Here is an 11,511-nt window from a genome sequence, read left to right as displayed (position 1 = left end):
GGATGAGAGAAACACCTCGGCCGCGGGAAACCGCGGCCGACTCCGGGCCGGGGCTTCCCCAGCGCAGCCCGGGGCGTGCGTTCGCGCACACCGGAGCCGATGGCTCCGGGACTCCTCACCGATCGGACGGCCGCCCGCCCCACACCCCCCGGGGCGCGCGGCGAACCGATCTCGCCGGCCATCCCGGAACAACCCCCCCTGTTCCCGGGTGGCCGGCCCCCCTCGTTTCCGGATACGTCTTCGGTGCTCTCGGTCTGCTCGCGGTCCTCTTCGCTTTGATCACCTGGCAGGTCGCCGCCGAGGGGCCGCTCCTGCGGCTGGACCAGCGGGTGGGGGCGAAGCTGTTCGAGCGCGGTCCGGCCCCCCTGACCCAGGTCTTCTCCGACCTCGGCGGGATGGCGGTAGCACTGCCGGTGCTGACCTGCGCGATCGCGTACGCCCTGTGGCGCCGTGCCCTGCGGCTCGCCGTGTACGCGGCCCTCACCATGGCGGCGGTGCCCGCGCTGGTGATCCCGCTGAAGGTGGCCACCGCCCGGCAGGGGCCGCTCACCGAGGCGGTCAACTACTACCCGTCCGGTCATACGGCGACGGCGGCCGTGGCGTACGGGGCGTCGGCGCTGGTGCTGCTGGCCCTCCCCCGCCCGGCGTGGCTGCGGGAGGCCTCCTGGCCCCGGACGTGGATGATGCCCGTCGCCGCGATCCTGCTGACCACGGCGACGGGCATCGGTCTGGTGTTGCACGGCTACCACTGGCCGCTGGACGTGCTGGCCAGTTGGTGCCTGGGGCCGTTGCTGCTGGCGCCCCTGTGGTGGGTCAGTTGCCGAAGTAGGCGTCGAAGTTCCGGCTGAACTCCCCGTTGTTGAAGCGGTCCCAGTTGATCGACCAGGTCATCAGGCCGCGCAGGTCGGACCAGGTTCCGTGGGTCTGGTAGGAGCCGCAGTCGGTCTTCTTGATCAGGCAGTTGAGCGCCTTGTTGACCTCGGCCGGGGTGGTGTGGCCGTTGCCCGCCTGGGTGGAGGCCGGGAGGCCGATGGCGACCTGGTCGGGGCGCAGGCCCGGGAAGACGCGGCTCGTGTCGCCCGCCACCGGGAAGCCCGCGAGCAGCATGTCGGTCATCGCGATGTGGAAGTCCGCGCCGCCCATGGTGTGGTACTGGTTGTCCAGGCCCATGATCGGGCCCGAGTTGTAGTCCTGGACGTGCAGCAGGGTCAGGTCGTCGCGCAGCGCGTGGATGACCGGGAGATACGCGCCTGCGCGCGGGTCCTGGCCGCCCCAGGGGCCGGAGCCGTAGAACTGGTAGCCGAGCTGGACGAAGAAGGTCTCCGGCGCCATCGTCAGGACGAAGTCGGAGCCGTACTTCGCCTTGAGGGCCTTCACCGCCGAGATCAGGTTGACGATCACCGGTGAGGTCGGGGCGCGGAAGTCGGTGTCGCCGGTGTTCAGCGAGAGGGAGTGGCCCTCGAAGTCGATGTCGAGGCCGTCGAGACCGTAGGTGTCGATGATCTTCGAGACCGAGGTGACGAAGGCGTCCCGGGCGGCGGTGGAGGCGAGCTGCACCTGCCCGTTCTGGCCGCCGATGGAGATCAGCACCTTCTTGCCCGCGGCCTGCTTGGCCTTGATCGCGGCTTTGAACTCCGCCTCGGACTCGACGTTCGGGCACTCGGCGACCGGGCAGAGCGAGAAGCGGATGTCGCCCGAGGTGACGGAGGTGGGCTCGCCGAAGGCCAGGTTGATGACGTCCCAGGAGTCGGGCACGTCCGCCATCCGCGTGTAGCCGGAGCCGTTGGCGAAGCTGGAGTGCAGATAGCCGACGAGCGCCCGGGCGGGCAGCTTGGTGTCGCCGCCCCCGCCGCCGCCCGCCGCGGTGGTCGCCGTGATCGCCGCCGACTTCGCGGACTCGCCGGCCGCGTTGGCGGCGGTGACCTGGAAGCTGTACGCGGTGGAGGGGGTCAGCCCCCTGACCGTGGCGGAGGGGCCGGTGGCCGTGGCCACCTTCGTACCGCCGCGGTAGACGTGGTAGACGCTCGCGCCCGATACGGCGTTCCAAGAGAGCGCGACGGAGGAGGACGTGAGCGCGGTGGTCCTCAGGCCTGCGGGGACGGCCGGGATCACGACGGGCTCGCCGCCGGGGCCGACGAGGGTGAGGTCGTCGACGTAGTGGGCGGGGGTGCCGTACCAGCCGTGGGTGTAGACGCTCACCGAGGTGGTGTTCGGGCCGGTGGCGAACGTGGTGGTGAGCTGCTTCCAGGCTCCGGAGGACTGGGTCCAGGTGGAGACGTCGGTGGTGCCGGTGCCGGTGGCGCCGAGGTAGACGTGGCTGCCCTGCACCCAGGCGCTCAGCGTGTAGCGGGAGCTGGGCTTCACGGTGACGCTCTGGGAGCACTTGGCGTTGTCGCTGCCCGCCGGGGTCGCCTTCAGCGCCTTGGTGCCGCCGTGCACCGGGGTGGAGACGGCCGCCCCGCTGGAGGCCGTGCAGTTCCAGCCGTCGAGTCCTGACTCGAAGCCACCGTTGCGCGCCACGTCCACGTCCGCCGCGCCGGCCGCCGGTGCCGTGGCGACCAGGGCGCCGGCGGCGAGCAGGGCGGCCGAGCAGACAGCCAGAAGTCTGGAGAATCTGACGGTTGGTCCAGTGCGTTCCACAACAGCCTCCGCGCAGGGGGGAATTCGGGGTGTGGCGTGCGCACAACATGGTCCAGACCAATGAGGTTGTCAAGACCTCTGGCGGCCTGCTCAGCTCCCCGGTCGCTCTTCGCGGGCGTCGCGGGCGGCGGAGCCCGCCGCCTCATGCATGGCGAGTTCGAGGAGTGCGGCGTCGGTGAGGGTTCCCGAGCCGTCCGGCGGGATGAGCCAACGCACTCCCCCGGTGGCGCGCCCCGGGTACGGGACGACGATCCAGGTGCCCTGCCCGCAGCCCCTGATCCCGGTGCCGATCCAGCGGGAGACCGTGCCCGGCGGGACGAAGAAGCCCATGCGGGACTCCCCGAAGTCGGCGAGTACGGGGCCCGGACGGTCGATGAGGCGGGTGAGGACGTCGAGCGTCGGATAGCCCAGCTCCCCCGGGAGGATCAGAACGTCCCAGCGCCTGCCGGCGGGAAGGAGCGCGATCCCCTGGGGGTTGCGCTCCCATTCCCACCGGCAGGCGCTGGGATCCGGTGCCACCGATGTGAGCCACTCGACCGCGGCTTTCGTTTCCGGTCCCGTCATGACCAGCCTCCCGTTGACGTGAACACCGGCAGGGTTCTGCCGGTGGGTACACGTGCGAGAGAGCGCTCGGCCCCGACTATGACGCGGCTCGGGGCCACGAATGGCCGTGACGTGAGTCACATTATTGGACAGGGTGTCAGCTGTCGAAGCCGAGCCCCAGCCTGTCCATGCCCTTCAGCCACAGATTGCGGCGCCCGCCGTTGCTGTCGGCGCGGGCCAGGGACCGCTTGGTGATCTCGATCCCGGCCCAGGCGAAGGGCTCCGGCGGGAAGGGCATCGGCTTGGAGCGGACCATCTCCAGCCGGGTCCGTTCGGTCTCCTCGCCGGAGAGGAGGTCGAGCATCACATCGGCCCCGAACCGGGTCGACCCGACGCCGAGGCCGGTGAATCCGGCGGCATAGGCGACCCGCCCCTGATGGGCCGTTCCGAAGAATGCCGTGAAGCGGGAACAGGTGTCGATCGCGCCGCCCCAGGCGTGCGTGAAATTCAGCCCGGAAAGCTGCGGGAAGCAGGTGAAGAACTGCTCCGCGAGTTTCAGGAACGTCTCCGGGCGCTGGTCGAGATCGGCGCTGAGCCGGCCTCCGTACGGATAGAACGCGTCGTATCCGCCCCACAGGATCCGGTTGTCCGCGGAAAGGCGGAAGTAATGGAATTGATTGGCGCTGTCGCCGAGTCCCTGACGACCCTTCCAGCCGATGGATTCGAGCTGTTCGGGGGTGAGCGGTTCGGTCATCAGCGCGTAGTCGTAGACCGGGACGGTGTACGGGCGGACCCGCTTGACGAGCGAGGGGAAGATATTGGTGCCGAGCGCGACCCGGCGGGCGAAGACCCGGCCGTACGGGGTGCGGACCGCCATCCCCTCCCCCGAGCGGACGAGGTCCAGGCCGCGCGTGGACTCGTAGATCCGTACGCCCAGCTCCAGGCAGGCCCGCTTGAGGCCCCAGGCGAGCTTGGCCGGGTGCAGCATCGCGACGCCGCGCCGGTCCCAGAGCCCGCCGAGGAAGGTCGGCGAGTCGATCTCGGCGCGCAGGGCGTCCCGGTCCAGGAAGTCGACGCCGGTGATGCCGAGCTTGACGATCTCCTCGTGCCATTCCCGCAGCTCTTCGAGCTGATGGGGCTCGGTGGCGACGTCGATCTCGCCGGTCCGCTCGAACTCGCAGTCGATGCCGTAGCGGGCGACGGCGGCCTCGATGGCATCGAGGTTCCGCTCCCCCAGCTCCTCCAGCCGCGCGATCTCACCGGGCCAGCGCTCCACGCCGTTGGCCAGCCCGTGGGTGAGGGAGGCGGCGCAGAAGCCGCCGTTGCGGCCCGAGGCGGCCCAGCCCACCTCGTGCCCCTCGATGAGGACGACGTCGCGGTCCGGGGCGCGCTCCTTGGCGATGAGCGCGGTCCACAGCCCGCTGTAGCCGCCGCCGACGACCAGGAGGTCGGTGTGCTCGTCGCCGGTGAGGGCGGGGAGCGCGTCGGGTTTGGCCGGGTCGTCGAGCCAGTAGGAGACCGGCTTGGCGCCGGAGAGGGATTGTGCAGCAGTACGCATGGCAGCTGGGGCCATGGTTTCCAACTCCTTCAGGAATTTCAGGGTCGAGCGTTGTTCTTGCGTCGGCTCGCTATGACCTGGCCGACGAGAACCATCGTTACCGCAATGATGAACATGGCGGTGCCGATGACGTTGATCTGCACGGGCGTGCCGCGCTGTGCCGATCCCCAGACGAACATGGGGAACGTGACGGTGGAGCCCGCGTTGAAATTCGTGATGATGAAATCGTCGAACGAGAGCGCGAACGCGAGCAGCGCTCCCGCCGCGATGCCGGGGGCGGCGATGGGAAGGGTCACCCGTACGAAGGTCTGCACGGGGCCCGCGTAGAGGTCGCGGGCGGCTTCCTCCAGTCTCGGGTCCATCGACATGACGCGCGCCTTGACGGCGGTCACCACGAAGCTGAGGCAGAACATGATGTGGGCGATCAGCACGGTCCAGAAGCCGAGCTGGGCGCCCATGTTCAGGAAGAGCGTGAGCAGGGAGGCCGCCATGACGACCTCGGGCATCGCCATCGGCAGGAAGATCAGCGAGCTGATCGCGCCGCGCGCCCGGAAGCGGTAACGGACCAGCGCGAAGGCGACCGCCGTGCCGAGCGCGGTGGCCCCCAGCGTCGCCCAGAAGGCGATCTGGAGCGAGAGGGAGAGCGAGCCGCACAGGTCGGCGACGCCGCAGGGGTCCTTCCAGGCGTCCAGCGAGAACTGCTGCCAGGCGTAGTTGAAGCGCCCGTTGGGCTTGTTGAACGAGAACACCATGACGACGACGTTCGGCAGGATCATGTACGCGAGGGTCAGCAGACCCGCGATGACGATCAGGTTCCGGCGTATCCAGCGCAGTACGGGCATCAGACCAGGTCCTCCGTCCCGGAGCGGCGGATGTAGAAGGTGACCATCAGCAGGACGATCGCCATGAGGATGAAGGAGAGCGCGGCGGCCGTCGGATAGTCCAGGACCCGCAGGAACTGGCTCTGGATGACGCTGCCGACCATCTTGGTGTCGGTGGATCCGAGCAGCTCGGCGTTGACGTAGTCGCCGCTCGCCGGGATGAAGGTCAGCAGGGTGCCGGAGACCACGCCGGGCATGGAGAGCGGGAACGTCACCTTGCGGAAGGTGGTGGCGGGGGTGGCGTAGAGGTCGCCCGCCGCCTCGTGCAGCCGGCCGTCGATCCGCTCCAGCGAGGTGTAGAGCGGCAGGATCATGAACGGCAGGAAGTTGTACGTCAGACCGCAGACGACGGCCATCGGGGTGGCGAGGACCCGGTTGGACTCGGTCCAGCCGAGCCAGCTGGTGACGTCCAGGACGTGCAGGGTGTTGAGCACGTCCACGACCGCGCCGCCGTCGGCGAGGATCGTCTTCCACGCCAGCGTACGGATGAGGAAGCTGGTGAAGAACGGGGCGATGACCAGCACCAGGACGAGGTTGCGCCAGCGGCCCGCCTTGAAGGCGATGAGGTAGGCGAGCGGGTAGCCCAGCAGCAGGCACAGGATCGTGGCGGTGCCCGCGTAGAGCAGGGACCGGATGAACTGCGGGTAGTACTCGCGCAGCGCGTCCACGTACGTCTGGAAGTGCCAGGTGACCTCGAAGCCCTGCTCCAGGGAGCCGGTCTGTACGGAGGTGGAGGCCTGGTAGACGAGCGGCAGGGCGAAGAAGACGACCAGCCAGAGGATGCCGGGGAGCAGCAGCCAGTACGGTACGAGCCGCTTGCGGGTGGAGGGCTTGCGGAGCGTGAGTTCCCGGGGCTCCTCAGGGGTCGGCGCGGGCGGCGCCTCGGTGACGCTCACTCCGCGTCCTCCACGCTCGTAGCGCCCGCGTCGATGTCCTGGGCGGCGTCGAGGCCGAAGGTGTGGGCGGGGTTCCAGTGCAGGACGACCTCGGCGCCGGGGACGAGCCGCGTGTCGCGCTCGATGTTCTGCTCGTACACCTGGAGGGCCTTGCCCGCCGGGCTCTCGACGACGTACTGCGTCGAGACGCCGATGAAGCTGGAGTCGGAGATGCGGCCGGTGACGCGGTTGCGGCCGGCGGCTATGTCATCGGCGTCGTCCGCATGGGCCAGGGATATCTTCTCGGGCCGGATGCCGAGGAGGAGACGGCCGCCCGCGGCGGTGGAGGAGGCCGAACATCGCTCGCGGGGCAGCGCGAGCTTCCCGCCGCTCGCGGCCACCACCAGGTCCTCGCCGGCGGAGATGATCTCGCCCTCGATGAGGTTGGAGGTGCCGAGGAAGTTGGCGACGAAGGTGGTGCGCGGGTTCTCGTAGAGGTCGGCGGGCGCGCCGAGCTGTTCGACACGGCCCCCGTTCATCACCGCGACGGTGTCGGCCATGGTCATGGCCTCCTCCTGGTCGTGGGTGACGTGCACGAAGGTGATGCCGACCTCGGTCTGGATGCGCTTGAGCTCCAGCTGCATCTGGCGGCGGAGCTTGAGGTCGAGGGCGCCGAGGGGTTCGTCGAGCAGCAGGACCTGCGGGTGGTTGATGAGGGCGCGCGCGACGGCGACGCGCTGCTGCTGGCCGCCGGAGAGCTGGTGCGGCTTGCGGCGGGCGAAGTCGCCGAGCTGGACCAGCTCCAGCATGTCGTCGACCTGCTTCTTCACCGACTTGATGCCGCGCCTGCGCAGCCCGAAGGCGACGTTCTCGGTGATGTCCAGGTGCGGGAAGAGCGCGTAGCTCTGGAAGACGGTGTTGACCGGCCGCTTGTACGGGGGCAGGTCGGTGATGTCCTTGTCCCCGAGGAAGACCGTGCCGGTGGTGGCCTCCTCCAGGCCCGCGATCATCCGCAGAGTGGTGGTCTTGCCGCAGCCGGACGCGCCGAGCAGGGCGAAGAAGGAGCCCTGGGGCACGGTCAGGTCGAGCGGGTGCACGGCGGTGAAGGAGCCGTAGGTCTTGCTGATCCCGGCGAGGCGGACATCGCCGCCCGCGGTCTGCTGCTGCTGTGTCATGGGTCGCAGTCCCAGTGTGTTCGGGGGAGTTCGGAGAGGGCAGGGCCGGCGGGTGCCGGGTCAGGCGCCGATGAGCTTGGCGAACTTCTCTTCGTACGCCGTCTCTTCCTTCGTGCTCAGGGAGCGGAAGGAGCGGGACTTCGCCGCCATCTCCTTGTCGGGGAGGATCAGGGTGTTGGAGGCCATCGACTCGTCGATCTTGGCGAGTTCGTCGCGTACGCCGTCGACGGGGCAGACGTAGTTGATGTACGCGGCGAGCTGGGCGGCGACCGGCGGCTCGTAGTAGTAGTCGATGAGCTTCTCGGCGTTGGTCTTGTGCCGGGCCTGGGCGGGGACCAGGAGGTTGTCGCTGGAGGTGATGTAGCCGGCGGCCGGGATCGCGAACTTGATGTCCGGGTTGTCGGCCTGGAGCTGGATGATGTCACCGGCCCAGGCGACGCAGGCGGCGATGTCGCCCTTGCTGAGGTCGGCGGTGTAGTCGTTGCCGGTGAAGCGGCGGATCTGCTTCTTGTCGACGGCCTTCTGGAGCCGGCCGATCGCGCCGTCGAAGTCGGCGTCGGTGAACTTCCCCGGGTCCTTGCCCTGGTCGAGCAGGGTCATGCCGACGGAGTCGCGCATCTCGGAGAGGAAGGAGACGCGGCCCTTGAGCTTCGGGTCGTCGAGGAGCTGGGTTATGGAGTCGACCTTGCGGCCGCCGGTGGCCCTCACGTTGTACGCGATGACGGTCGGGATTCCGGTCCAGGGGTAGGAGTAGGCGCGGCCCGGATCCCAGTCGGGGGTGCGGAACTGGGCGGACACGCCTGCGAAGGCGTGCGGGAGGTTCGAGGGGTCGAGCTTCTGGGCCCAGCCGAGCCGGATGATGCGGGCCGCGAGCCAGTCGGTGACGCAGATGAGGTCGCGCCCGGTGTTCTGGCCGGCCGCGAGCTGCGGTTTGATCTTCCCGAAGAACTCGACGTTGTCGTTGATGTCCTCGGTGTACTTGACCCTGATCCCGGTGCGCTTCGTGAACGCCTGGAGGGTGGGGCGGCTCTTCTCGTCCTCGCTGACGTCCATGTACTCGGTCCAGTTGGAGAAGGTGACTTCCTTCTCCTTAGCCGAGTGGTCGTCGGAGGCCGTACCGGCGTCGGCGCGCTTTGCGGGCGGGATGCCGCAGGCGCCGAGGGTGCCTATGCCGCCCAGGGCGAGGGCTCCCATGCCGGAGGCGCGAAGCAGGGAGCGGCGGGTGAGGGCACCCCTGCCGCTGGTCAAGGACCGCCTCATGGCCGCCAGTTGGACCGGCGTGAGGCGCTCGGGCTCGTAACTCTCCATACGCTGTTCGCCCTTTCGGGTGGGAGGCCGCCGGGGCCCGTCACGGTGGACGGGCCCCGCTCGTGCGGCAGCTGTTATCGGTCCCCGAAGATCGTGCGGTGCCAGTCCTTGCGGGCGACCGCGGTGTTGTCGTACATGACGTGCTTGACCTGCGTGTACTCCTCGAAGGAGTACGCCGACATGTCCTTGCCGAAGCCGCTGGCCTTGTATCCGCCGTGCGGCATCTCGGAGAGGATCGGGATGTGGTCGTTCACCCACACACAGCCCGCCTGGATCTCGCGGGTGGCGCGGTTCGCGCGGTACAGGTCGCGGGTCCAGGCGGAGGCGGCCAGTCCGTACGGGGTGTCGTTGGCGAGGGCGATGCCCTCGTCGTCGGTGTCGAAGGGGAGGACCACCAGGACCGGGCCGAAGATCTCCGACTGGACGATCTCGCTGTCCTGGGCGGCGCCCGCGACGAGGGTGGGCCGGTAGTACGCGCCGTCCGCGAGGTCTCCGCCGGGGGCCTCGCCGCCGGTGACGACCTGGGCGTAGCCGCGGGCCCGCTCGACGAAGGCGGCGACGCGGTCGCGCTGGGCGTGGCTGATGAGGGGGCCGAGGTCGGTGGCCGCGTCGAAGGGGTCGCCGAGGCGGACGGTCTCCATGAGGGCGGCGACGTCGCGGACGAAGGCGTCGTAGAGGGGACGCTGGACGTAGGCGCGGGTGGCGGCGGTGCAGTCCTGGCCGGTGTTGATGAGCGATCCGGCGACCGCGCCGTGCACGGCGGCCTCCAGGTCGGCGTCGTCGAAGACCACGAAGGGGGCCTTGCCGCCGAGCTCCAGGTGGAGCCGCTTGACGGTGGCGGTGGCGATCTCGGCGACCCGCTTGCCGACGGCGGTGGAGCCGGTGAAGGAGGTCATCACGACGTCCGGGTGGCCGACGAGGTGCTCGCCCGCGTCCTTGCCCGCCCCGGTGACGATGTTGATGACGCCGTCCGGGATGCCCGCCTCGGTGGCGGCCTGGGCGAACATCAGCGAGGTGAGCGGGGTCAGCTCGGCGGGCTTGAGGACGATGGTGTTGCCCGCGGCGACGGCCGGGAGGACCTTCCAGGCGGCCATCTGGAGCGGGTAGTTCCAGGGGGCGATCGAGCCGACGACGCCGATCGCCTCGCGGCGTACGTAGGAGGTGTGGTCGCCGTCGTACTCGGCGGCGGCCTTGCCCTCCAGGTGGCGGGCCGCGCCCGCGAAGAACGCGGCGTTGTCGACGGTGCCGGGGACGTCGAACTCGGTGGAGAGCTTGATCGGCTTGCCGCACTGGAGGGACTCGGCGTACGCGAAGTCGTCGGCCTGCTCGGCGAGGACGGCGGCGAACCGGTGCATCGCATCGGACCGCTCGCCGGGGGTGGCGCCGGACCAGCCGGGGAAGGCCGCGCGGGCGGCGGCGACCGCCGCGTCCACGTCCTCCGTGCCCGCCAGCTCGTAGCGGAGCACGCTCTCGCCGGTCGCGGGGTTCACGATGTCGTGGTGGCGGCCGGACGTGCCGGGGAGCAGCTTGCCGCCGATGTACTGCGCACCTTCCGCGAAGCGGTCCCGAACCTGGAAGCCGTTGCTCATGACGCTCTCCTCCGCCGCTGTACCCGCTGGGCGGGGTCGGCGTAGCTTCTTCGTGAATTGAGTGCCGATCCTGACAGAGGGGTTCACGCCCAACAAGTGATTCCGTTGTTGCCTTTTGGTTACGCGACGGAATCTGTCGACCATGTGTCGTGTCGGTGCGGAAATCCCCGTACGGAGTGTCAGTGGCGGATGCCACACTCACATGCCATGGGACCGATCGATGAAGTTCTGGCGGACGTGGCGCGGGGCAAGCGGGTGAAGTATCTGCCGTTCTGGGGGCACCGTCCGCGCCCGGACGGCCGGATCGGCCCGAGTTGTCTGAGCCAGTGGTGGCCGTCGCCGTTCACGGTGGACGGGGTGACGTATGCGAGCGCCGAGCACTGGATGATGGCCGGCAAGGCGCGGCTCTTCGGCGATCCGGAGGCCGAGGCGGCGGCGGTGACGGCGAAGAGCCCGGCGGCGGCGAAGAAGGCGGGCCGCCTGGTGCGCGGCTTCGACGAGGACGTGTGGATACGGGAGCGGTTCGCGCTCGTCGTCGCGGGCAGCGTGCACAAGTTCGGGCAGGACCCGGAGCTGGCCGGGTATCTGCTCTCCACCGGGGACCGGGTGCTGGTGGAGGCGTCCCCGCTGGACCGGATCTGGGGCATCGGGCTCGCGGCGGACGACGAGCGGGTGGAGCGGCCGCAGGAGTGGCGGGGGCTGAATCTGCTGGGGTTCGCGCTGATGGAGGCGCGGGAGCGGCTGCGGGCGGGGGTGCCGGGCTGAGGTGCAGGGCCCCGGCAGTGCGGGAGCGGCCGGCAGAGACGTGGGGCCGCGTCGGTACGGGAGCGGCCGGCCGGGGCCGGTCCCGCGCGCCGGCTCCGCCCCTACGGCGACCGGCCGGGCGGGGAGCGGTCCCTGCCCGGCCGGTCGTCGCGGAGACGACGGGACCGCCGCTAGCGG

At 69.8% G+C, this 11,511-nt stretch carries 10 protein-coding genes; 2 read left to right on the top strand and 8 right to left on the bottom strand.

The window, feature by feature from the left end; translation table 11 throughout:
* Nucleotides 1-2: 2 nt before the first annotated feature.
* Nucleotides 3-848: a phosphatase PAP2 family protein gene (locus tag ACFWM7_RS28255; protein WP_383265645.1), complete on the top strand. Its 846-nt coding sequence runs from the start codon at nucleotides 3-5 to the stop codon at nucleotides 846-848.
* Here ACFWM7_RS28255 and ACFWM7_RS28250 read toward each other — a convergent pair.
* The 8 genes from ACFWM7_RS28250 to ACFWM7_RS28215 all read right to left on the bottom strand — a co-directional run bounded on the left by ACFWM7_RS28250 (nucleotide 814) and on the right by ACFWM7_RS28215 (nucleotide 10,569).
* Complete coding sequence (locus tag ACFWM7_RS28250) at nucleotides 814-2,640, bottom strand: chitinase (RefSeq protein ID WP_383265642.1); 1,827 nt, start codon at nucleotides 2,638-2,640, stop codon at nucleotides 814-816. The two genes, ACFWM7_RS28255 and ACFWM7_RS28250, sit on opposite strands and share 35 nt — an antisense overlap.
* A 90-nt stretch (nucleotides 2,641-2,730) precedes the next feature.
* Nucleotides 2,731-3,204 (bottom strand): hypothetical protein, encoded by a 474-nt coding sequence (locus tag ACFWM7_RS28245; protein ID WP_383265639.1) that lies wholly within the window; start codon nucleotides 3,202-3,204, stop codon nucleotides 2,731-2,733.
* A gap of 136 nt (nucleotides 3,205-3,340) precedes the next feature.
* Entirely contained in the window at nucleotides 3,341-4,756 is a 1,416-nt protein-coding gene (locus ACFWM7_RS28240; protein WP_383265636.1) for an NAD(P)/FAD-dependent oxidoreductase, read from the bottom strand.
* A gap of 23 nt (nucleotides 4,757-4,779) precedes the next feature.
* Nucleotides 4,780-5,583: an ABC transporter permease gene (locus ACFWM7_RS28235; protein WP_383265632.1), complete on the bottom strand. Its 804-nt coding sequence runs from the start codon at nucleotides 5,581-5,583 to the stop codon at nucleotides 4,780-4,782.
* Entirely contained in the window at nucleotides 5,583-6,518 is a 936-nt protein-coding gene (locus tag ACFWM7_RS28230; protein ID WP_010061911.1) for an ABC transporter permease, read from the bottom strand. Before ACFWM7_RS28230 ends, ACFWM7_RS28235 begins: the two co-directional genes overlap by 1 nt.
* Complete coding sequence (locus tag ACFWM7_RS28225) at nucleotides 6,515-7,672, bottom strand: ABC transporter ATP-binding protein (protein ID WP_383265629.1); 1,158 nt, start codon at nucleotides 7,670-7,672, stop codon at nucleotides 6,515-6,517. The genes ACFWM7_RS28230 and ACFWM7_RS28225 overlap by 4 nt, the downstream gene beginning before the upstream one ends.
* A gap of 60 nt (nucleotides 7,673-7,732) precedes the next feature.
* Nucleotides 7,733-8,980: a PotD/PotF family extracellular solute-binding protein gene (locus ACFWM7_RS28220; protein ID WP_383265626.1), complete on the bottom strand. Its 1,248-nt coding sequence runs from the start codon at nucleotides 8,978-8,980 to the stop codon at nucleotides 7,733-7,735.
* A 74-nt stretch (nucleotides 8,981-9,054) separates the two neighbouring features.
* Nucleotides 9,055-10,569, bottom strand: a complete 1,515-nt coding sequence (locus ACFWM7_RS28215; protein ID WP_383265624.1) for a gamma-aminobutyraldehyde dehydrogenase — start codon at nucleotides 10,567-10,569, stop codon at nucleotides 9,055-9,057.
* A 207-nt stretch (nucleotides 10,570-10,776) separates the two neighbouring features.
* Between ACFWM7_RS28215 and ACFWM7_RS28210 the strand changes: the two genes are divergently transcribed.
* Complete coding sequence (locus ACFWM7_RS28210) at nucleotides 10,777-11,334, top strand: NADAR family protein (RefSeq protein ID WP_383265622.1); 558 nt, start codon at nucleotides 10,777-10,779, stop codon at nucleotides 11,332-11,334.
* The last annotated feature ends 177 nt before the right edge of the window (nucleotides 11,335-11,511 follow it).

The organism is Streptomyces sp. NPDC058375 (assembly GCF_042723425.1).
GTDB classification, from domain to species: Bacteria; Actinomycetota; Actinomycetes; order Streptomycetales; family Streptomycetaceae; genus Streptomyces; species Streptomyces durocortorensis.
This window is presented reverse-complemented; position numbering and strand designations above follow the sequence as displayed.

Coding starts and splice junctions, on each gene's coding strand:
- ACFWM7_RS28215 (WP_383265624.1), bottom strand. CDS start 10,569: ATGAGCAACGGCTTCCAGGTTCGGGACCGCTTCGCGGAAGGTGCGCAG.
- ACFWM7_RS28210 (WP_383265622.1), top strand. CDS start 10,777: ATGGGACCGATCGATGAAGTTCTGGCGGACGTGGCGCGGGGCAAGCGG.
- ACFWM7_RS28220 (WP_383265626.1), bottom strand. CDS start 8,980: ATGGAGAGTTACGAGCCCGAGCGCCTCACGCCGGTCCAACTGGCGGCC.
- ACFWM7_RS28225 (WP_383265629.1), bottom strand. CDS start 7,672: ATGACACAGCAGCAGCAGACCGCGGGCGGCGATGTCCGCCTCGCCGGG.
- ACFWM7_RS28235 (WP_383265632.1), bottom strand. CDS start 5,583: ATGCCCGTACTGCGCTGGATACGCCGGAACCTGATCGTCATCGCGGGT.
- ACFWM7_RS28255 (WP_383265645.1), top strand. CDS start 3: ATGAGAGAAACACCTCGGCCGCGGGAAACCGCGGCCGACTCCGGGCCG.
- ACFWM7_RS28245 (WP_383265639.1), bottom strand. CDS start 3,204: ATGACGGGACCGGAAACGAAAGCCGCGGTCGAGTGGCTCACATCGGTG.
- ACFWM7_RS28240 (WP_383265636.1), bottom strand. CDS start 4,756: ATGGCCCCAGCTGCCATGCGTACTGCTGCACAATCCCTCTCCGGCGCC.